General features: G+C 73.8%; 19 protein-coding genes. 8 read left to right on the top strand and 11 right to left on the bottom strand.

From position 1 onward, the window contains the following. Positions 1-11: 11 nt before the first annotated feature. From BIU95_RS05070 to BIU95_RS05045, 6 genes are all read right to left on the bottom strand, one after another. Complete coding sequence (locus BIU95_RS05070) at positions 12-1,451, bottom strand: PfkB family carbohydrate kinase (protein WP_236559501.1); 1,440 nt, start codon at positions 1,449-1,451, stop codon at positions 12-14. Beyond that, a complete protein-coding gene (locus BIU95_RS05065; protein WP_017887382.1) occupies positions 1,448-2,071 on the bottom strand; it encodes an SIS domain-containing protein in 624 nt (207 codons plus the stop codon). Before BIU95_RS05065 ends, BIU95_RS05070 begins: the two co-directional genes overlap by 4 nt. Further along, complete coding sequence (locus tag BIU95_RS05060) at positions 2,068-3,396, bottom strand: glycosyltransferase (RefSeq protein WP_017887381.1); 1,329 nt, start codon at positions 3,394-3,396, stop codon at positions 2,068-2,070. The genes BIU95_RS05065 and BIU95_RS05060 overlap by 4 nt, the downstream gene beginning before the upstream one ends. Then, positions 3,393-4,394, bottom strand: a complete 1,002-nt coding sequence (locus BIU95_RS05055) for a glycosyltransferase (protein ID WP_071250741.1) — start codon at positions 4,392-4,394, stop codon at positions 3,393-3,395. Before BIU95_RS05055 ends, BIU95_RS05060 begins: the two co-directional genes overlap by 4 nt. 86 nt (positions 4,395-4,480) lie before the next feature. Then, positions 4,481-5,560, bottom strand: coding sequence for a glycosyltransferase family 9 protein (locus BIU95_RS05050; RefSeq protein ID WP_020381112.1), 1,080 nt, complete (start codon positions 5,558-5,560; stop codon positions 4,481-4,483). Further along, positions 5,557-6,114, bottom strand: a complete 558-nt coding sequence (locus BIU95_RS05045) for an HAD-IIIA family hydrolase (protein ID WP_056068625.1) — start codon at positions 6,112-6,114, stop codon at positions 5,557-5,559. The genes BIU95_RS05050 and BIU95_RS05045 overlap by 4 nt, the downstream gene beginning before the upstream one ends. 100 nt (positions 6,115-6,214) lie before the next feature. Between BIU95_RS05045 and BIU95_RS05040 the strand changes: the two genes are divergently transcribed. From BIU95_RS05040 to BIU95_RS05030, 3 genes are all read left to right on the top strand, one after another. Further along, complete coding sequence (locus tag BIU95_RS05040; RefSeq protein ID WP_056068626.1) at positions 6,215-7,198, top strand: glycosyltransferase family 9 protein; 984 nt, start codon at positions 6,215-6,217, stop codon at positions 7,196-7,198. Between the two features lie 50 nt (positions 7,199-7,248). Next, positions 7,249-7,605, top strand: a complete 357-nt coding sequence (locus tag BIU95_RS05035; protein ID WP_071250739.1) for a PRC-barrel domain-containing protein — start codon at positions 7,249-7,251, stop codon at positions 7,603-7,605. A 108-nt stretch (positions 7,606-7,713) separates the two neighbouring features. After that, entirely contained in the window at positions 7,714-8,742 is a 1,029-nt protein-coding gene (locus BIU95_RS05030) for an SGNH/GDSL hydrolase family protein (RefSeq protein ID WP_042537179.1), read from the top strand. On the opposite strand, the gene BIU95_RS05025 is transcribed toward BIU95_RS05030, so the two are convergent. After that, entirely contained in the window at positions 8,699-9,568 is an 870-nt protein-coding gene (locus BIU95_RS05025) for a universal stress protein (protein ID WP_017887375.1), read from the bottom strand. The genes BIU95_RS05030 and BIU95_RS05025 overlap by 44 nt on opposite strands. 176 nt (positions 9,569-9,744) lie before the next feature. Here BIU95_RS05025 and BIU95_RS05020 point away from each other — a divergent pair, with 176 nt between their 5' ends. Both BIU95_RS05020 and BIU95_RS05015 read left to right on the top strand, forming a co-directional pair. Next, a complete protein-coding gene (locus BIU95_RS05020; protein ID WP_071250737.1) occupies positions 9,745-10,209 on the top strand; it encodes an NUDIX domain-containing protein in 465 nt (154 codons plus the stop codon). Positions 10,210-10,417: 208 nt separating this feature from the next. Further along, complete coding sequence (locus BIU95_RS05015) at positions 10,418-12,499, top strand: carboxypeptidase-like regulatory domain-containing protein (protein ID WP_071250735.1); 2,082 nt, start codon at positions 10,418-10,420, stop codon at positions 12,497-12,499. Positions 12,500-12,703: 204 nt separating this feature from the next. Here BIU95_RS05015 and BIU95_RS05010 read toward each other — a convergent pair whose 3' ends face one another. Together BIU95_RS05010 and BIU95_RS05005 are read right to left on the bottom strand one after the other, a co-directional pair. Next, positions 12,704-14,065: an MFS transporter gene (locus tag BIU95_RS05010; protein WP_071250734.1), complete on the bottom strand. Its 1,362-nt coding sequence runs from the start codon at positions 14,063-14,065 to the stop codon at positions 12,704-12,706. Between the two features lie 229 nt (positions 14,066-14,294). Further along, complete coding sequence (locus BIU95_RS05005; protein WP_071250733.1) at positions 14,295-14,918, bottom strand: hypothetical protein; 624 nt, start codon at positions 14,916-14,918, stop codon at positions 14,295-14,297. 372 nt (positions 14,919-15,290) lie between these two features. Between BIU95_RS05005 and BIU95_RS05000 the strand changes: the two genes are divergently transcribed. Further along, complete coding sequence (locus tag BIU95_RS05000) at positions 15,291-15,506, top strand: hypothetical protein (RefSeq protein ID WP_071250731.1); 216 nt, start codon at positions 15,291-15,293, stop codon at positions 15,504-15,506. On the opposite strand, the gene BIU95_RS04995 is transcribed toward BIU95_RS05000, so the two are convergent. After that, the gene (locus BIU95_RS04995; RefSeq protein ID WP_071250729.1) at positions 15,503-16,240 is read right to left on the bottom strand and encodes a membrane protein insertase YidC; all 738 of its coding nucleotides are present in this window, start codon (positions 16,238-16,240) and stop codon (positions 15,503-15,505) included. The two genes, BIU95_RS05000 and BIU95_RS04995, sit on opposite strands and share 4 nt — an antisense overlap. Positions 16,241-16,301: 61 nt before the next feature. Then, positions 16,302-16,595 (bottom strand): hypothetical protein, encoded by a 294-nt coding sequence (locus BIU95_RS04990; RefSeq protein WP_017887369.1) that lies wholly within the window; start codon positions 16,593-16,595, stop codon positions 16,302-16,304. 66 nt (positions 16,596-16,661) lie between these two features. Between BIU95_RS04990 and ybaK the strand changes: the two genes are divergently transcribed. Then, positions 16,662-17,147, top strand: coding sequence for a Cys-tRNA(Pro) deacylase (gene ybaK, locus BIU95_RS04985; RefSeq protein WP_042537191.1), 486 nt, complete (start codon positions 16,662-16,664; stop codon positions 17,145-17,147). A 95-nt stretch (positions 17,148-17,242) separates the two neighbouring features. Further along, positions 17,243-19,852, top strand: coding sequence for an ATP-dependent Clp protease ATP-binding subunit (locus BIU95_RS04980; RefSeq protein ID WP_071250727.1), 2,610 nt, complete (start codon positions 17,243-17,245; stop codon positions 19,850-19,852). The last annotated feature ends 31 nt before the right edge of the window (positions 19,853-19,883 follow it).

Raw genomic sequence — 19,883 nt, 5'->3', positions numbered from 1 at the left:
CGAGCGGACGCTCAGCCGACGCGTTCGATCGCGGCGGCGAGTCGGGTGGTCGACCGGCCCGGGTGGAACGGCACGGTGACGACGCGGCCACCCCACTCGGCGAGGGTCGCCGTCTCGGGCAGTTCGCTCGCGGTGTAGTCGCCGCCCTTCGCCCAGACGTCCGGGCGGAAGCGGCGCAGTGCCTCGTCGGGGGTCGACTCGTCGAACACGACGACGGCGTCGACGCAGTCGAGCGCCAGGAGCAGCTCGACCCGGTCGTCCTGGGTCATGATCGGCCGGTCGGGGCCCTTCAGACCGCGGACGGACGAGTCCGAGTTGAGGCACACGACCAGGCAGTCGCCGAGTGCACGGGCGGCCGACAGGGTGCGGGCGTGCCCGGCGTGCAGCAGGTCGAAGCAGCCTCCGGTCGCGACGACGGTGCCACCGGCACTCCGGACGTCGTGCACCAGGCGCATCGCGTCCCGGTCGGCCCCGGGCACGGCGAGCGGCGCGGGGCCGTCATCGGCGAAGAGCGCGGTGACGCCACCGGCTGCCAGGTACTCGGACGCGGCGACCACACCGGCGGAGACCGCGTCGGGGACGTCCGCCCCCGAAGCCAGTGCGACGGCGACGCCAGCGGCGAGCCGGTCGCCGGCTCCGCAGGGGTCCCCGGCGCTGACGGACGGCGCGGGCACGAAGCGGCTGTCGCCCTGGGCGTCGGCGAGGAGCGCACCGCGGTCACCCATCGTCACGGCGACGGCACCGGCCTGCCACTGTTCGACGAGCCGGGCTGCGGCGACGGTCGCGAAGGGCACACCGTGTCCCTCGACGTCGGTGAAGCGTCGCGCCTCGGCCGCGTTGGGGGTGGCGACGGTGGTGCCGGGGACGGGGGCTGCGCCCTTGGGGTGCGGGTCCCAGACCACCGGCAGGTGCTCGGCCGCACGGGTGAGCGCATCGCGGAGGGCCGGCGCGGCGGCGACCCCGCGGCCGTAGTCGGCGACGACGATCGCGTCGACACCGTCGAGCGCGGCGGTCATCGTCTCGGTGGCCCCGGGGACGGGCGGGGTCGCGCAGCCCTCGTCGATGCGCACGAGGGCATGGTCGACGACGCGCACGCGGGTCTTCACGGGGGTGGGGACACCCGACGGCCCGGCGACGATCGTGACGTCGGGCAGCAGGTCGCGGATCTCCTGGGCACGACCGTCGTCGCTCAGGACGGTGACCAGGGTGACGTCGTGGCCGTCGCGGGCGAGCATCGTCGCGACGAGTCCTGCGCCACCGGCGCGGCGGTCGTCGGTGGCGACGTCCACGACGGGCACGGGCGCGTCCGGGCTCAGCCGCTCACTCGTGCCGGACACGTCGACGTCGAGCAGGGTGTCCCCGACGACGGCGATGCGGAACCGCGGGGCGGCGGCACGGCCAGCGGCACCGCCGGCACCCCGACCGCCGACGGCTGGAGCGGCCCCGCTCATCGACGACCCCCGCGACGCAGCGCCGGCTCCATCGCCTTGCACAGCGCGTGCACCAGGACGAGCTGCGCCTCCTGCACGTTGGCGGACGGCCCCTCGATGCAGATCGCGTCGTCGACCAGGTCGGCGAGCGGGTTCGGCCCGGATCCGGTCAGTGCGAGTGACCGCGCGCCGACGGCCCGTGCGGCCTCGGCGGCGCGGAGCAGGTTCGGGCTCTTGCCGCTCGTCGACAGCAGGACGAGGACGTCACCGGCCCGGGCGTGCGCCGACACCTGGCGTGCGAAGACCTGGTCGTAGCCGTAGTCGTTCCCGATCGCCGTCACGGCCGAGGTCTCGGCGTGCAGCGAGATGGCCGAGTACGCGGGCCGGTCGCCCTCGAACCGGCCGGTGAGCTCGGACGTCAGGTGCTGGGCCTCGGCAGCCGAGCCGCCGTTGCCCGCGGCGAGCAACCGTCGACCGGCAACGAGCCGCCCGGCGATGTCGTCCGCCCAGGCGGCGATGTGGTCCTTGTGGTCGACGAGGGAGGCGATCACGGGGACCGACGCCGCGACGTGGTCGACGACGACGCGTGCGCTGTCGGTGACCGCGCGGTCCTCGACCCCGGTCTGCTGGTCGATGGTCATCGTGCGGTCCTCTCCGTCGGCTGCGCGGCACGGGTGACCCGGCCGGCGTGGGTGGTACGCGAGCGGGCGGCGGTGGGCACGGCGGTGCTGGCGGACGACGTCGCGCCGGCGAGCAGCCGCTCGTAGACGCGCTCGCTGTCGGCCGCGACCTTCTGCCACGTGTAGCGGGACTCGGCCCGCTGCCGTCCGGCGCGGCCGTACGCCTCACGGCGCTCGGGGTCGTCGAGCAGGGCACAGACGGCCTCGGCGACCGCGCGCTCGTCGCGCGGCGGCACGTGCAGACCGGTGGCGTCCTCGACGACGGTGTCGATGAGCCCACCGACGCTCGACGCGACCACGGGGCGGCCGCAGGCCATCGCCTCGAGCGGCACGATGCCGAACGGCTCGTACCAGGGGGCGCAGACGACGACGTCGGCGCTCCGGTAGACGGGCGGCATGTCCTGCTGCCCGAGCTGCCCGCGGAACGTGACGTGGTCGCGCACGCCGAGTGACCGGGCGAGCGCGTCGAGGCGCTGGTACTCGGGGTCGTCCACCAGGTCGGCACCGGCGACACCGGCCCCGCCGACGACGACCAGTTCGACGTCACGGCCCTGTTCGACCAGCGCTGCGAGTGCGGCGATCGTCGTCCCGACGCCCTTCCGCTGCACGAGTCGTGACGCGGTGAGCACCCGGAGCGGACGGTCGCGCTCCTCGACGGGGCCGTCCGGACGGAAGAGCGACACGTCGACCCCGCACGGCACGACGGAGATGCGGTGCAGCGGGACGCCGAGGGTCTTGAGTTCGAACGCCTCGTCCGAGCAGGTGGCGACGACCTGGTCGACGCTGCGCCCGACGGCGGGTTCGACCCATTCGCGCTCGGTCGGGCTGGTGTCCGCGGCGCCCTGGTGTCGGCGCTTCACGACGCCCAGGGCGTGGAAGGTCTGCACCACCGGGATCCGCACGCCGCCGGTCCGCGCCTGCACCTGGGTCACCGCGTCGAGCGCGGCGTGGCCCGACATCCAGAAGTGCGCGTGCACCACGTCGGGACGGTCGAGGAACCACTCGGCGGCGAGCACCGACGCGAACGTCCCCATGAACGGGAACAGCTCGTCCTTCGGGACGGCTCGGGCGGGCCCGGCGTCGACGTGCACGACGTCCACGCCGGGACGCAGGGGCACGCGGACCGGCTGCGACGCGTCGTCGCGCCGCGTGTAGACGGTCACGTGATGGCCGCGGTCGGCCAACGCAGCGGACAGTTCGGCGACGTGGACGTTCTGTCCACCGGCGTCGACCCCGCCGAGCACGGCGAGTGGACTCGCGTGCTCGGACACCATGGCGATCTTCATCCGAGGCTCCCTTCGAGCGCGGCTGCCGCCGCACGGTCCCGTCGCGCACCGCGCGCGACGGCGTCGTCGAGCAGGTCGTCCCAGTCGGCCAGGAACCGACCGAGCGCGTGCCGTGCGAGCACGGCCTCCCGCGCCACGAGTCCCCGTCGACGCGCTTCGTCCGGGTCCTCCAGCAGGAGCCTGGAGGCCCGCACCAGCTCCTCGACGTCGGTCGCGATCGCCCCGGCCTCACCAGGGACCGTGCGGGCTGCGTCCGTCGTCGCCAGCACCAGGACCGGCATGGCCATGTGCATCGACTCGATGAGCGACAGGCCGAGCGAGGTCCAGCGGTTCGGGTGCACGTAGGCCCGCCGTTCGGCCAGGGCCGCGTGCATGGGGTCGGCCTGGACGTCGCCCCGCGCGACCACACGGTCACCGAAGCCGAGCTCCGGCAGCCGTTCGGTGCCGATGCCCCAGACGTCGACCGGGGCGACCTCGGCGAAGCGGGGGAGCAGGTCGGTGCCGACGACACGGTTGCGCCGGACGGGTTCGTTGATGACGACGCCGAGCCGTTCGAGCGATCCGGTGTACAGCGGGCCGGGGTCGACGACGCCGTGCTCGACGACGGTGGTCCGGGTGGTGCCGCAGTCCCACATCAGGGCGTTCCAGTGCGTCACGTGCGCGATCGTCAGGTCGTCGCGGTCGCGCATCGGGTGCAGGCTGTCCGGCACGTCGACCCGGGGCGCGTTGTGCTCCACGAAGACGATCGGGACGTCGCGGCCACCGAGCAGGCGGCGGGCTTCCTCGAGCTCCTCGGTGCGCTGCAGGACGACCACGTCGACCTCTGCCTCGGCGACCTCGGCCGGGTCGATCTCGATCGCGGAGTCCGGCCAGGCGCGCCCGCCGCGGCCGAGTCCCCAGGCGTCGCGCGCCGGGGTGGTCGGGATGAGGTACTCGTGCTGGCCGCGGACGAAGGCGTCCATCCAGCCGCCGTGCACGTGCCACACGAGGATCCGCATGCGGGGCCTTCCGGTCGGGTCGAACAGGTCACTCCGGGCCGCTGCCGGAGCAGCAGCAGAAGGAGCAGGAGAAGCAGTGGCGCACGCTACGCAGCGCCTTCTGGGCCGCACCGCAGACTTCTCCGATCAGTCCGCGAAACGCGGTCGAGCAGCCGTTCGTGGGCCGCCAGGACGTCCTCGATGCGCACTCCGGACAGGCAGGGGTGGCCGGGGACGGGGCACTCCCGGGCACGGCTCAGTCGGCACGGTGCGGCCTGGTCGCCGAGCAGTTCGACGAGCGGTGCGTACGGCGCCCACTTGACGGCGGGGACGACGGGCGAGAACAGGCTGACGATGGGCGCCCCGACGGCGGCGGCGAGGTGTGCCGGGCCGGTGTTCCCGACCACGACGACCTCGGCTCCGGCCAGCACGGCGGCGAGTTCGGCCGGCGTGGTGCGTCCGCCGAGGTCGATGCCGGTGTCGCCCGCCACGGCTGCGGTGAGCGTGCCTTCGCCGGGGGAGCCGGTGACGACGACGGGGACGCCGCGCTCGGCGTAGGCGGCGACGAGCGCACGGTGGTGCGACTCCGGCCACGACCGTGCCGGGACGCTGGCTCCGGGGTGGACGACCACGTAGCGGTCGAGGCCGGCCACGGGCGGGGGCAGGACGGCGTCGTGGCGCACCGCGAGCCTCCCGTCGTCGTCCGGCGGCAGCCGGAACCCGGCCGCCTGGGCGATCCGCAGCGCGCGCTCGGGTTCGGGGAGGTCCTCGGGCAGGTCCTCGCCGGGGCGCAGCCGCACGTCGAGCAGGGACCCGGGGTGGTCGACCGAGGCCCCGGAGACCCGGGGGACCCCGGCCAGGCGCAGGAGCAGCGCGAGGGGCAGGGGCGACTGGTGGAAGGACGTCAGGACGACGGCCTCGTCGGGCTGTTCCTCGGCGATCAACGCGCGGAACCCGGCGAGCAGGGTGTCGTCGATCGGGCGTGCGGTCTCGGTCACCCACGGCGCCGCCCACACCCGCACCCGGTCGATGCCGGGCAGCAGGTCGGCGGCCGGGGCACCCTGCGGTCCGCACAGCATCGTCACGTGCGCGGCCCCGGCGGCGACCGCGCGGACCGCGGGCCCGGCGACCAGGACGTCGCCGAACGAGTCGAGCCGGGCGACGAGGACGCGTCGAGCGGCGCTCACGCCCGGTCCGCCACGCTGCCGACGTGTTCGAGCACCAGGGTGACGGCCTCGTCCAGGTCGGCGGCGACGGTCTCGGCGGCGTCCACTTCCTGGCGGCGGGTGCGCGGGGTGGGCACGAGGATGCCCTGCGCACCGGCGTTCCGGGCGGCCTGCACGTCGGCACCGATGTCGCCGACGACGACGATCGACTCCGGCGGGATGCCGAGCCGGTCGGCGGCGTCGAGGACCATCCCGGGCCGGGGCTTCCGGCAGGCGCAGTCGTCGCCGGCGTCGTGCGGGCAGACGCACCAGACGTCGAACGGGCCGACGAGCTCGTCGACCCGGGCGTTGGTGGCGTCGACCTGCTCGCGGGTGGCCATGCCCTTGGCGATCACCGACTGGTTCGTGACGACCCCGAGCAGCATCCCGGCGGCACGTGCCCGTTCGACGGCGCGACGGGCGTCGGGGACGGGGACGACCAGGTGTGGGTCGGCGTTGTACGGGACGTCCACCACGAGGGTGTCGTCGCGGTCGAGGAGCAGGCCGCGGATGACGCGGTCCGGTGCGAGGGGCATGCTCCGTGACTACCGGTCGACGGCCGGGCACCGCCCCAGGAAGCGCCACGGAGCGCGGTCCCGGCAGCCCCGTCAGCGTGGCGGGTCTACCGTCGCGGCGGTGACCGCACTCGAACGACTGCCCGACTCCGACGGACGCCCGGAACTGCTCGTCCTCCGTGCCATCAAGCTCGGCGACCTGCTCGTCGCCGTCCCCGCACTGCACGCGCTCCGCCGTGCCTTCCCCGACCACCGCATCACCCTGGCCACCACGGCGTGGCTGGAGCCGGTCGTCGAACTCGTCCCGGCGGTGGACGTGCACCTGGCCCAGCACGGTCTCGACCACCCGATCGGGGTGCCGCACGGAGCCGTCGACGTCGCCGTCAACCTGCACGGCGCCGGCCCGGAGTCCTCGGACCTCGTCGCCGCGCTCGGCCCGCGCCGGGTGATCGGACACGCCGACCCCACCCACGACTACGAGGGCCCGGATTGGCCCGACGGCGTGCACGAGCGCGACCGCTGGGCGGACCTGCTCACGTGGCACGGCATCCCCGCGGACGCGACCGAGGTCCACATCGACCGCCCCGCCGAGCCGCCGGTGGTCGCCGGCGCGGCCGTCGTGCACGTGGGTGCCTTCCACGGTGCGCGGCACTGGCCGACCGACCGCTTCGCCGACGTGGTGCGCGGGCTCCGGGCGCGCGGTGCCGACGTGGTCCTGACAGGAGGCTCGGACGACGTCGTGCGCGCCCGTGCCGTCGCCGACGCGGCCGGCCTGGCGCCGGAGGCGGTCCTGGCCGGCACGCTGGACCTGCAGGCGTTCGCCGCGGTGATCGCCGCGGCGCGGCTCGTCGTCACGGTCGACACCGGTGCTGCGCACCTGGCGACCGCGTACGGGGTGCCCTCGGTGGTGCTGTTCGGCCCGGCACCGCCCGAGGCGTGGGGTCCGCCCGCGACCGGCCCGCACATCGTGCTCACCGACGCCTCGGTGCGCCGCGGCGACGTCTTCGCCGAGGACCCGGACCCGGCCATCCTCGCCGTCACCGCGGACGACGTGCTCGGCGCAGTCGACCGGCTCCGGGTGACCGCTCAGGCGACCGAGCGGTAGCGTCGACCGAGAGCCACCCGGACCTGCCGGTTGCTCGGAGGGAGTCCTTCGTGTTCGAAGCCGCGAACATCCGTGACTGGATCGGTCTGCCCGTCGTCGACGAGGCCGACGACAAGGTCGGCACGCTCGAGAGCATCTACTACGACACCGCCACGTCCGAGCCGGCGTTCGGTGCCCTGACCACCGGCATGGTCGGGTTCCACAAGCTCGTCTTCGTCCCGCTGTTAGGCGCGACCGTCGCCCCGAAGCACCTGCGCGTGACGTTCCCGAAGAAGCTCGTCAAGGACGCACCGTCGATCCCGACCGACGGGGAGCTCGACGCCGCCACCGAGCCGGTGCTGTTCCAGCACTACGGGCTGGAGTACCGCACCGGCAGCGGTGGCGAACGCCGACTCGGACGCCGCTGACACCGTCCCGCGCCACCGCCCGACCCGACCGACCGATCCGCCGCACCCGCCCGGAGGCCGCAACTGCTCCGCACCGCCCGTACGACGCTGCTCGCCGCCCTGGCAGCGGTGGCCGTCGTCGGGCTGGTGGTGGCGGGGGTCGCGGCTCCGGGCTCGGTGCAGCCCGCCTCGGCTGCCCCGATGTGGCCCGTCCCGCAGCCCTACCCGGTGCCGGACGACCCCGCCGAATCGCTCGCCGACCTGCCGCCCGGCAGCGAGTACGTCGCGCTCGGTGACTCGTACTCCGCCGGGTACGGGCTCGGCGATCGCACCCGGCTGCCCACGAGCGCGTGCGTGCAGTCGGCCCGCGACTACCCGCACCGGCTCGCGGCACGGTTCGGCCTCGACCTGACCGACGTCACGTGCGCCGGCGCCACGAGCGAGGACGTCACGACCGGGCACCAGTTCAACGGCGTCCCACCGCAGATCGAGTCACTGTCGTCGCGCACCCGGCTCGTGACCCTGACGATCGGCGGCAACGACGCCGACCTGTTCGGCACCGCCGCGTCGTGCCTGGCGATCTCGGCCGACGGCCCGGTGTTCTCCGGACGTGACGCGCCGTCGTGCGAGAGCACGCTCGTGCAGGACGGTGAGGACCAACTCAGCGCCAAGATCCAGTCCCGGGTCGCGCTCGGGATCGCCGACACCCTGGCAGCAGTGAAACGGGCCGCACCGAACGCCGTCGTGGTGTTCCTCGGGTACCCGGCGATCTTCCCGGACACCGAGCACACCCCGGCGAAGGGCTGCTTCCGCTCGGCGCTCGACCTCGGCACCCTCGCCGGGTCCTTCCCGTCGGACACCTTCCCCTTCACCGACGACGACGTCGCGTACCTGCACGGCGTGCAGGAGGAGCTCGACACCGTTTCCGCTTCCGCCGCGGACGCCGCCGGAGTCCGGTTCGTCGACGTCCTCGACCGCACCGAGGCCCACTCGGCCTGCGCCCCGGCGGACGAGCGGTACGTCGCGGGCGTCAGCCTGACCGGCTCGAGCGACCTGCGACGCATCGACCTGCAGGCCGGCGCCCTGCACCCGAACGGCCGCGGTGTCGCCTACCTCACCGACCAGATGGCCGACGCGATCCGGGAACTCGCCGGCTGACCCCTTCCGGCACCGCGCTGTCCGGGTGCGCGGCCGGCGGGACGACGCAGACCGGTGCGGCCGTCTCACGCACCACGTCGTGCAGCAGTGCGCCGGACAGCACCCGCACGTGCCCCCGTCCGAGCACCACGAGCGACGCCCGCCGGGTGCGCGATGCGATTGCGTGCCCCGGGTGTCCCTCGACGAGCAGCGGCCGGATCCGCACCGCCGGGAACCGCGCGGTCAGGTCCTCGGTGACCCGCTGCAGCAGTTCGGCGTTCCGGGCGCGCCACCGCAGGGGGTCCTCGGCGAAGTCGGTGAGCCCGGTCCTGGTCAGCACGGGCATCTCCCACGCCCGCAGCAGCGTCAGTCGGCGGTGCAGCCGGACGGCCTCGCCGACGGCGATCGAGACGGCGCGTTCGTCGTTCGGTTCCTCGACGGCCAGCACCACGTCGCCGTCGATCGGGTGCGGCCCCTCGGGGACGATCACCGTCGGCACGGCGGCCCGGACCGCCACGCGTGCCGGGTCGCCACCGGCGGTCGAACCCCGCCGGCTCCGGAACGTGCCGATGACCAGGAGGTCGCCCCCGTCCGACTCCTCGACCAGGGCGGTGGCGAACGGCCCCGCGTGCCGGTGCACCTCGACGGTGACCCCGGGCAGGGCGGCGCGGGCGGCCTCGGCCAGACGGTCGGCGACCGGTCGGGGTCCCTCGATCGCCGGGTCCGCACCGATGATCCGGATCCGCTCGATGCCGTTGCCCGCACGCGACACGATCCACCGCAGGGCCTCGTCGTGCGGCATCGCGGCGTCCGCGGCCAGCGTCACCGTCGTCCATCGTTCGTCCATCCCGATCGGCCTCCTCCATCGCAGGTCCTCCGGGGGCGTCACACGGCGCTCCGTGCGCCACACGGTACTCCCGGCGCGGGCCGGGGAACCGGCGGTGGGCCCGGCCACGTCGGGTGGTGCGCGGCGCGGCGGCGGTGACCCGGGCCTCCCGGCAGGTCCTTGCGTAGTCTCGGGCCGTGGTCGTGAGCGCCGGACTGTTGCTGCACCGGACCGGTCCGTCCGGGCCCGAGGTCTTCCTCGCCCACATGGGCGGGCCGTTCTGGCGGAACCGGCCGCGTGCCTGGTCGATCCCGAAGGGCCTGGTCGAGGCCGGTGAGCAGCCCGACGCGTCCGCGTTGCGCGAGTTCGCCGAGGAGATCGGCGTGCCCGCACCGGTGGGCGCCGCAGACCTGACCGACCTGGGGGAGTTCCGGCAGGCATCCGGCAAGCGCGTGCGCGTCTTCGCGGCCGCGGCGTCGGGGTTCTCGGTCGACACCGTGCGGAGCAACACCGTGCGGCTCGAACTGCCGCGCGGGTCGGGGCGGTTCGTCGAGGTGCCCGAGGTGGATGACGCCCGGTGGGTCGGTGTCGACCAGGCGCGGGAGCTCGTGGTGGCCGGGCAGGTGCCGGCGCTCGACGCCCTGGTGGCGCTGGGCTCTTGACGCACCGTTCGTGTTCGTCGAGGGGTCACGAACCGTCGTCCGGCGGGCCTCCAGCCGACACTTCTCGGCCACTCGACGATCGGCGCGCGGCATGTCGTGACCACTCGGCGGGACCTTCTTGCTTGTGTCGTGCCCCGGACACGAGCCGCGCCCGCTGGATGGTCTGAGGGGGTGTCGGGTTCTCCGGCGCCACAGCGGGGGAGCACACATGCGGCGCTGGCGCGCGGTCACGGCAGGGCTGACGGCCCTCGCACTCGGAGCAGGACTCGCGATCGGCGGCGCGACCAGTGCGTCGGCGGAGCCGGTCGGCAACTGGGGGACCTTCACCCTCAGCGGAGCGAGCCGGGCCTACACCGGCACGATGACGCTCGATGGGTTCCCGGAGACGACCTTCACGTCGGACTCCCGGCAGTCGACCGTCGTCAGCGGGGCATCGACCTGGCAGTCGGCGTCGACCCCGTCGGGCGCGGTCTACGGGACGAGCCGCGGCACGACCTACATGAACCAGCGGCCGAACGTCGACTCGCCCACGACCGGGGCATCGACGACCACCTACACGTTCGCCGAGCCGACGCCGGGTGCCCAGAGCTGGTCGTTCGTGCTCGGCGACGTCGACGCCGACCGGGCGACCATCTCGGCCACCGTCTCCGGGGGTGGCGCCGCGACCGCGGAGCAGCTCGGCTACGTGAGCTCCTACAACTCGTGCTCGGCCGCCGTCGCCGGAGGGCCGTCGTGCACCGCCGACCCCGACGGCACGACCGGCCAGGACCGGCCCACCTGGGACCCGGCCACCCGGACCCTGACGGGCAACACCGGCGCGGTCGACACCGCCGGTGCCACGGCCTGGTTCACGCCGACCGTGTCACTCACCAGCCTGACGATCACGTACCAGCAGCGCAGCGGGTTCCCCGTGTACCAGACCTGGTTCGCCAACCGCACCGCCGCGATCACCGGCACGGCGACCCTCGACGGCGCCCCCATCCCCGGGGCGATCGTCCGCGTCACCGCTCCGCGCGGCACCGTCTCCACGACGACCACCGACCCCGACGGCACCTACGCGTTCCCGCAGCTGCCGGTCATCGCGAACTACCGCGTCGAGATCACCCCGCCGGACGGCGCCGAGGGCCCGGACCAGCCGACCAGGGTCTCCCTCGCCCAGGCAGGCTCGCCGGGCGGCGTGGACCAGCAGGCCGACTTCGCGTTCACGTCGCCGGAGGACACCGTGTCGGTCATCGGCACCGTGGTCGACGAGGACGGCCGACCGGTCTCAAACCTCGAGGTCGTCATCACCGACCCGGACTCCGGGGACGTCCTCGTCGACACCACGACGAACAGCGACGGCGTCTACACCGGCTCGGACCTGCCGGCGGACACCGACCTCGACGTGTCCGTCGCCGACGAGCCGCCCGTGACCATCACGACCGGCGACGTCGACGCGGCACCGGCAGTCCCCGACGAGATCGATGTGCCGGCCGCCGTCGTGGCGACGGTAGCGGGTGCGGTCTCGCTCGACGGTGCATCCGTGCCCGCCGGCGCGGTGGTCGAGCTCGTCGACGGCACGGGCGCCGTGGTCGCATCGACGGAGACCGATGCCGACGGTCGCTACGTCTTCGCCACCGCGGCGGGCACGTACACCGTCCGGACCGAACGTCCCGAGCCGGGGGCGACCGGGGCGACCTCGAACACCGGTGTGACGGCCGTCGCCGGCGAGCGTGCTTCGTCCGACCTGCCGTTCGCCTCCGCAGCAACCGCAGCCGAGGTCACGACCGACCAACCCGGCACGGTCGTCGACACAAACGGCGAGCCCGTTCCGGACGTCGAGGTCGTCGCGGCTCCGACGGACACGCAGTCCGGCGATCCTGTGTCGGTCGTCACGGACGACGACGGTGCGTTCGACCTGACCGGCCTGGAGCCCACGACCGAGTACGTCGTCTCGGTCGACGTCGAGGGGGCCGAGGCGGCGACCGTCGTCACCCCGGAGTCCGGGGCCGCGACGCCGCTGGCGTTCGTGGTGCGGGCCGCGGTGGGTCCGGCTCCCGCTCCGTCGCCGTCACCGTCGCCGAGTGGCGCTCCTTCAGCGGCTCCGACCGTCCCCGCTGCAGGCTCGGGCTCGGGCTCCGCGCCGGTGTCGGGCCAGGGCGACGCGGTGGACGGTGGACCGTTGGCGTACACGGGGGCCGACCTCGGTCCGGGACTCATCGCCGCCGGGGTGCTGGTGCTGCTCGGTGCGGCGCTGCTGGTCTACCGCGCGGTGCGCAACCGCCGCCGCACGGACCACCTGCTGGACTGACCGCCCGGCGGGCGCGGGCGCGGTCGCGGCGGCTGCGGTCGCACAACACGCCGCCCGCGTCCGCCGAGGGGTCACAAACCGTCGCCCGCCGCCCCCGCAGACGACAGTTCAAGCGCCCCCGACGCCACGCCAACGGCATGTCGTGACCACTCGGCGGGCCGACACGCCGCTCGGGCGCCGACCGCCCGCCGCCCGCGCCAGCCCCTAACGCGTCCGCGGCCGCCGCACCGAACCCGTGACGACACCGATCGACCCCGTGACCGTCTGGATCGCCCGCCCGACGACCGGCACCGACGTGGTGACGACCGCGAGCGACGACGTGATGGCCTCGATGGACGAGGTCGACAGGTGCTCCTGCGCGTGCGAGTGCACCGGGAACCCGCGGCGCGCCAGCACGACGACCCCGAGCGCCCCGACGAGCACCGCGGCGCCGGCGAACGGCAGGTACTGCAGCCCGACGATCCCGAGCGCCTGCCCGCCGAACGCCGCACCACCGGCGATGCCGATGTTCGACGCGCCGTTCACCAGTGCGCCGGCGATGTCGGGGGAGACGCCTCCGGCGCGGATCGCCGCGGCCATGAAGAGCGTGCCCGTGGTGCCGTTCGCGGCCATCCAGACGCCCGCGACGACCATCGTCCCGATCAGGGAGCCGTGCACGAACGGCATCGTCGCGAAGGCCACGGCCATCACGGCGACCGAGGCGATCAGGGTCTGCCGGGGCGCACGGTCCACGAACATGCCGGCGAGCCAGAGCCCGACGACACCGGTGCCACCGAGCACGAGCAGCGCCCCGCTCACCATGCCGGCATCGAGCCCGGCGTCGATCGCGTACGGCCCGATGTAGGTGTAGACGACGTAGTGCCCGGCGAAGAGCAGCATGTCGGCGATCACGACGGACAGCAGCCCGGTGCGTGCCCAGGCCTTCGGCGATCCGATGTGCGGCGACGAGGCGCCGCGGACGGCGGGCAGGAACAGCAGGGCGACGACCGCGAGTGCCGCTGCGGCGACCCCGACGGAGAACACGGCCTGGCGCCAGCCGATGTGCTGCGCGACCCAGGTCGCGAGGGGCACGCCGAGCACGAACCCGAGCGAGCTACCGGAGTACACGAACGCGATCGCGCGGCCGGCCAGCCGCGGCGGCACGATCCGGGTGGCGTACGCCGAGGCGACCGAGAAGAACAGCGCGTGCGCGATGCCGCCGACGACGCGTCCGGCGCACACCACGGCGAAGGACGGGGCGAGCGCGACCATCAGGTTCGACACGGTGTAGCCGACGAGCGTGGCGACGAGCACGGTCTTGCGCGGCAGCTTCGCGGTGAACGCGGTGAGCGGCAGCGCGAGGATCGCGACGGCGGCGGCGTACACGGTGATGACGATGCCCATGGTGGCCTCGCTGACGCCGAGGTCGGCGCTCATCGTGCCGAGCAGCCCGACGGGCATGAGCTCGGTGGTGATGGCGAAGAACGTGGCCAGTCCGAGGACGGCGATGCCGACGATCGACTGGCTGGTGACGGTGATCGGCCGCGTGTGGGTCGACACGGCCGAGGTGGTGGTGTTGGTGGACACGCTGCTGACCTCCTCCGAGGCACGGTGGAGCGCGCGACGGTGCCGATCGTTCTGACGGCGGTGACCTGGAGGGTCTGCGGGGCGCGCTCGCTGGCGGATGTGGATGATGTGGGTACGACTCCACGACGAGTGCGCTCACCCAGTGTTGCACGATGGAACGTCTCTCGCGAGGGCATCCAGCACATTTGTCGGAGCGCTCCAACGAAACACTCAGCTCCCGACCGCTCGCTCAGTACTCGTTCGTCACCCGACCCTGGACCCCGCCCCCGCGCAGCTCGATCGTCAACGTGCCGCTCCTGGACTGCGCCGACATCGACACTGAACCGTGCAACGCCGCCTGCCGCGGGAAGCACGCCGTCGACGACTCGATGCGGTCCGCCGTCGCCACCAGGCAGATCGTCGACTGGTCCGTCCCGATGCCGGCCCAGACGTTCCATGGGGTCTCGGCGGTCCCGCCGTCGAGCGCCCGGTTCGTGAACACCAGTCGCGTCGTGTGCAGGCTCACGGGCGCCGCGACCGGCCCCGGCAGCTGGTCGGCGTACGTCTGCGGCACGTCGAGCAGCTGCTCGAGCGTCACCGTCCCCGCCGTCGGCGTGACGCTCGGCGCGGCTGCGACGTCGGGCTGCGCGGTCCCGACGAGCGTCCCGGCCGCGAACGCCACGCCCACCGCCGCCGCCGCGCCGCCCGCGATCCAGGCGCGTGGTCGCTCCGTCCACAGCCACCGACGCCACCGGGTGCGAGCGGTCGGCACGGCCTGGAGGCCCGGCTCGACTCCGCCGTCGCCCCGCGCCTCGTCGACGTGGTCGCCCCCACCGCCGTCGGTCGGCTCCGGCGCGTCGGCTGCAGCGGGCACGGCCGCAGCGCCGGCGGGCGCGGGTACAGAAGCCGGCACTGGCCCGGCCACGGGCCCTGGACCCGACCGCGCTGCGGACGGGGCCGACGTGCGGGCCGGTCCCGGGCCTCCCGGCAGTGGATCCCGTGCCGTCGCGACCGGGCGCCTGCGCGGTCGCTGTCCGCGCTCCAGGTCCTGCAGCGCGATCCGGGCGCGCGCCGCGTCCGCCGGGCTCGACCCTGCTCCCCAGGCGACGGCTTCGAGCCGTGCCCGTTCCGCTGCCACGTCGTCGTGGGCCATGCGCACTCCCGCTCTGCCGGTCGCGTGGACAGGTCCATCGTGGCACCGGCCGGCCGTGCGCGCGCACCCAGAACGAGGGAGTAGGCGTGGTGCATGAGCACCGACCCCACGCCGCAGCACGACGCCGACGCCGAGACCCTCGAGCCGCTGAGCCACGACACCCAGTCCGGCGAGGCCGACTACATCGCGACCAGCCCCGGCGGGACCGGCACCGAACGCCACGTGCCGACCGCCGACGAGGAACAGGGTCGCGGCACCGAGTACGACCCGGTCGACCAGGGTCCGCAGCAGGAGGGCCAGGGCGGCTAGCGGACCACCCGGCGCAGCACGGCGCGTTCCCCGTACGTCCAGGCCGCACTCGTCACGACGTAGAGCGCGGCGGCGAGCGGTGCGATCGCCGCGAACACGACCGTGACGAACGGCGCGTACCGGCCGACGGCGACCGTCGCGGCGGCCCCGGGCGTGCCGGGCTCCGGCGCCGCCACCGGGTTCCAGTGCAGGTTCGACCGGCGGCTCAGTTCGACGACGACCGCGAGCACCGCCAACAACACCAGCAAAACCCAGGCGTGCACCCACAGCGGCGACGTGAGCGTGACGATCAGGGAGTGCCCGAGCGGGACCCCGACGAAGGTGGCGTCCAGCAGGGTGTTCGCGGTGCCGCCGATCGAGGCGTGCGTGAACAGGGCGTAGACGAGCGACACCACGGGTGCCTGCGCGAGGACGGGCAGGCAGCCGGCCAGCGGCGAGACCTTCTCGTCGGTGTAGAGCTGCTGCATCGCGCGCTGCAGGCGCTGGGTGTCGCGGCCGTACCGCTTCCGCAGCGCCGCGAGCTGGGGTGCGAGGCGCCGACGGTCGCGCTCGGCCCGCACCTGCAGCACGGACAGCGGCACGAGCACCAGGCGGACGGCCAGGGTGAGGAGCACGACGGCGATCGCCGCGGCGAACGAGCCGGCGACGGGGGACAGCGCCGCGGTGAGCGCGGCGACGAGGTCCGCGCCGCCGTGCAGCAGCGGGCCGACGAGGGGCAGGGTGGACAGGTCCATGACGGTTCCGATCGGTGGTGGGTCAGCGGGGTGCGCGTGCGGCCCGGCCACCGGTCGGTGGTCAGGCCGGGGTCGCGACCCCCGGTGCCCGCGAGCGGACGTGTCCGTCGGCGTCGGGGTGGCTCCACCCGATGCGGGTGACCAGGTCGGGCACGGCGGTCCGATCGGACATCGACGTCGATCCGACGCCGATGACGGCCGCCAGCACCGCGACGAGCAGGCGTGCGACCACCACGGTCACGGCGACCGCGGTCAGTCCGAGCGCCGCCACCGCCAGCAGGGGCAGGACCCCCGCGGCGGGGTCACCGAGCACCAGCGCGGCGGTGGCGCGGAGCACGAGCAGGACGGCGGTCATGGTCCGTTCAGCGTAACGCCCGCGTGCCGTCGAGGACCGGAAGGTGCGGCGGGGGAGGATCACGGCATGACCGCAGGTTCGCCGAGCACCCCAGCGACCGTCGCGCTCGAGGCGGCCGGGGTCCCGTACACGCCGCACGTGTACGAGCACCACGAGAGTGCCACCAACTTCGGCGAAGAGGCGGCCGCCGCCCTCGGCCTCCGCGAGGAGCAGGTCTTCAAGACCCTGGTCGTCTCGGTCGACGGCGCACTGGCGGTGGCGATCGTGCCGGTGGCGAACCGGCTCGACCTCAAGGCCATCGCCGCGGCGGTCGGGGGCAAGAAGGCGACGTTGGCCGATCCCGCCCTCGCCGAGAAGCGCACGGGCTACGTGGTCGGCGGCATCAGTCCGGTCGGCCAGAAGACCCGGCTCCGCACCGTGCTCGACGAGTCAGCACTGTCGTACGCGAGCATCTTCGTGTCCGGCGGACGTCGCGGCTTCGACGTCGAGGTGGCGCCGACGGACCTCGCGCGGATCACCGAGGCGGTCTCCGCACCCATCGCGCGGACCTGAGTCGAGTCGCCGCAAGTTCATTCCGGAACCGGGAATGACCCGGGCCCTCCTGCGTTGCATTGAGTCGAAGGCACTCAAGTTCCCAGGAGGTCCCTTTGCCAGAGACGTTCGGCCCGACCGGCGGCAACGACTCGTTCGACGAGTTCCTCGCCCGCCTGCTTGCGGCACAACGCACCGGTGACCAGCAGCGCGTCCGCGCGTTCGGTCGACCGGTCGACATCACCCGGCTGCTCAGCCGCCGGACCCACGAGCTGCTCCAGCACACCGCCGAGTTCGCGCTCGCGCAGGGGCAGCGCGAGATCGACGCACTGCACATCCTGCACGTGCTCGTCCGCACCGAACCGTTCGACGCCGTCGTGCGTTCTGCCGGGGTCGACCCCCAGCGCCTCGCCGACGAGATCGAGCAGCGCCTGCCGATGGCGCACGAACCGCTCGCCGAGCAGACCGGCAGCCCTGCACTCACCGGCACCGCCCAGCGCATCCTCGTCGAGGCGACGCAGGCCGCGCGGGGCTTCGGCAGCACCTACACCGACCCCGAGCACGTCTTCTTCGCGCTCGTGATGGACCAGGAGACCGTGACCGGCCAGCTGCTCGCCAGCGCCGGGATCACCCCGCAGGTCATGCAGGACTACGCCCAGCAGGCCGCGGCAGCAGCACGAGAGGGGCGCTCCATGCCAGGAACCGCTGCGACGACCGGAACGGCCGAGTCCGGTTCCGACAGCGACACCCCGACGCTCGACCGGTTCGGCACCGACCTGACCGAGCGCGCCCGTGACGGGCACGTCGACCCGGTGATCGGCCGCGCCGACGAGATCGAGCAGACCGTCGAGATCCTGCTCCGCCGCACCAAGAACAACCCGGTGCTGATCGGTGCGCCCGGCGTCGGCAAGACCGCGATCGTCGAGGGCCTCGCCCAGCGCATCGTCGACGGCGACGTCCCCGCCCTGCTGCAGGGCAAGCGGGTCGTCGCGCTCGACCTGCCCGGCATGCTCTCCGGCACCCGGTACCGCGGCGACTTCGAGGAGCGCCTCACCACGGCGATGGACGAGATCGCGGCGTACGCCGACGAGCTCATCGTCTTCGTCGACGAACTCCACACCGTCGTCGGCGCCGGTGGCGGCGGCGAGGGCGGCTCGATGGACGCCGGCAACATCCTCAAGCCCCGGCTCGCCCGCGGCGACCTGCACCTGGTCGGCGCGACGACGCTCGACGAGTACCGCCGGATCGAGAAGGACGCCGCGCTCGAGCGCCGGTTCCAGCCCGTCACGGTGGGGGAGCCGAACGTCGAGGACGCCGTCGCGATCCTGACCGGCCTCGCCCCGCGCTACGAGGAGCACCACGGCGTCGCCTACACGCCCGAGGCACTCCGCGCCGCGGTCGAGCTCTCGCACCGCTACGTGACCGACCGGCACCTGCCGGACAAGGCCATCGACCTCGTCGACCAGGCCGGTGCACGCCGCCGCCTCGCCCTGTCGGGCGACGTCGACGTCGAGGCACTGCGGGCCCAGGTCGCCGACCTGACCGCCCGCAAGGACAGCGCGGTCGCCGAGGAGCACTACGAGGAAGCGTCCGACCTGCGTGACGAGATCGTCGGACTGGAGGCCCGGATCACCGCCGCCTCGTCGGCGGACGCCAGCCAGACCTCCCGTCCGGAATCCGCGGACACGTCGATCACGGAAGCCGACATCGCCGCCGTGGTGTCCCGTGCCACCGGGATCCCGGTGACCCGACTCGGCTCGGCCGACAAGACGCGGCTCGCCGCGCTCGAGTCCGAGCTGCACGACCGCGTCGTCGGCCAGGACGACGCCGTGCGGGCGATCGCCAAGGCGGTTCGGCGCAGCCGGACCGGCATGGGCGACCCGCGTCGTCCGGTGGGCAGCTTCCTGTTCCTCGGACCGACCGGCGTCGGCAAGACCGAACTCGCGAAGGCCCTGGCGTCGTCGCTGTTCGGTGACGAGTCCGCCATGCTCCGCTTCGACATGAGCGAGTTCGGCGAACGCCACACCGTGTCGCGCCTGGTCGGTGCCCCTCCCGGGTACGTCGGCCACGACGAGGCCGGCCAGCTCACCGAGCGTGTCCGTCGCAACCCGTACTCGGTGATCCTGCTCGACGAGGTCGAGAAGGCCCACCCGGACGTCTTCAACCTGCTGCTGCAGGTGCTCGACGACGGCCGGCTCACCGACGGGCAGGGGCGGACGGTCGACTTCCGGAACACCGTCGTCATCATGACGTCGAACATCGGCTCGGAGTTCCTGGCCTCCCGCTCGGGAGCGCTCGGGTTCTCCCCGGTCGGTGCCACGGACGGCTTCGCCGAGGACGACCTGCGGGCCCGCGTCATGGGCAAGCTGCGCGAGGCGATGCGGCCCGAGTTCATCAACCGCATCGACGAGATCGTGCTGTTCCGCAAGCTCGACCGGTCCCAGATCGCGTCGATCGTGTCCCTGCTGCTGCAGGACACGGCGCTCCGGCTGGTCGCACAGGACATGGTCCTGTCGGTGTCCGACGCCGCGGTCGCCTGGCTCGCCGAGCACGGGTACGAGCCGGAGTACGGCGCCCGTCCGCTCCGTCGGCTCATCCAGCGCGAGGTCGACGACCGCATCGCGACACTCGTGGTCGAGGGCGGGGTGACCGCGGGTGACACCGTGCGGATCGACGTCGAGGGTGACTCCCTGACGGCGAGCGTCGCGGAGCACGCCGCGGTCTAGTCCGCTCGCACGCACGCCGGAGGCCCGGTAC

It is taken from the genome of Curtobacterium sp. MCBA15_007, assembly GCF_001864905.1.
Lineage (GTDB): Bacteria > Actinomycetota > Actinomycetes > Actinomycetales > Microbacteriaceae > Curtobacterium > Curtobacterium poinsettiae.
This window is presented reverse-complemented; position numbering and strand designations above follow the sequence as displayed.

What these genes read in the sequence shown, in the direction of transcription:
- BIU95_RS05070 (WP_236559501.1), bottom strand. Translation starts at nt 1,451, where the DNA reads ATGAGCGGGGCCGCTCCAGCCGTCGGCGGTCGGGGTGCCGGCGGTGCC.
- BIU95_RS05065 (WP_017887382.1), bottom strand. Translation starts at nt 2,071, where the DNA reads ATGACCATCGACCAGCAGACCGGGGTCGAGGACCGCGCGGTCACCGAC.
- BIU95_RS05060 (WP_017887381.1), bottom strand. Translation starts at nt 3,396, where the DNA reads ATGAAGATCGCCATGGTGTCCGAGCACGCGAGTCCACTCGCCGTGCTC.
- BIU95_RS05055 (WP_071250741.1), bottom strand. Translation starts at nt 4,394, where the DNA reads ATGCGGATCCTCGTGTGGCACGTGCACGGCGGCTGGATGGACGCCTTC.
- BIU95_RS05045 (WP_056068625.1), bottom strand. Translation starts at nt 6,114, where the DNA reads ATGCCCCTCGCACCGGACCGCGTCATCCGCGGCCTGCTCCTCGACCGC.
- BIU95_RS05025 (WP_017887375.1), bottom strand. Translation starts at nt 9,568, where the DNA reads ATGGACGAACGATGGACGACGGTGACGCTGGCCGCGGACGCCGCGATG.
- BIU95_RS05015 (WP_071250735.1), top strand. Translation starts at nt 10,418, where the DNA reads ATGCGGCGCTGGCGCGCGGTCACGGCAGGGCTGACGGCCCTCGCACTC.
- BIU95_RS05000 (WP_071250731.1), top strand. Translation starts at nt 15,291, where the DNA reads ATGAGCACCGACCCCACGCCGCAGCACGACGCCGACGCCGAGACCCTC.
- BIU95_RS04995 (WP_071250729.1), bottom strand. Translation starts at nt 16,240, where the DNA reads ATGGACCTGTCCACCCTGCCCCTCGTCGGCCCGCTGCTGCACGGCGGC.
- BIU95_RS04990 (WP_017887369.1), bottom strand. Translation starts at nt 16,595, where the DNA reads ATGACCGCCGTCCTGCTCGTGCTCCGCGCCACCGCCGCGCTGGTGCTC.
- ybaK (WP_042537191.1), top strand. Translation starts at nt 16,662, where the DNA reads ATGACCGCAGGTTCGCCGAGCACCCCAGCGACCGTCGCGCTCGAGGCG.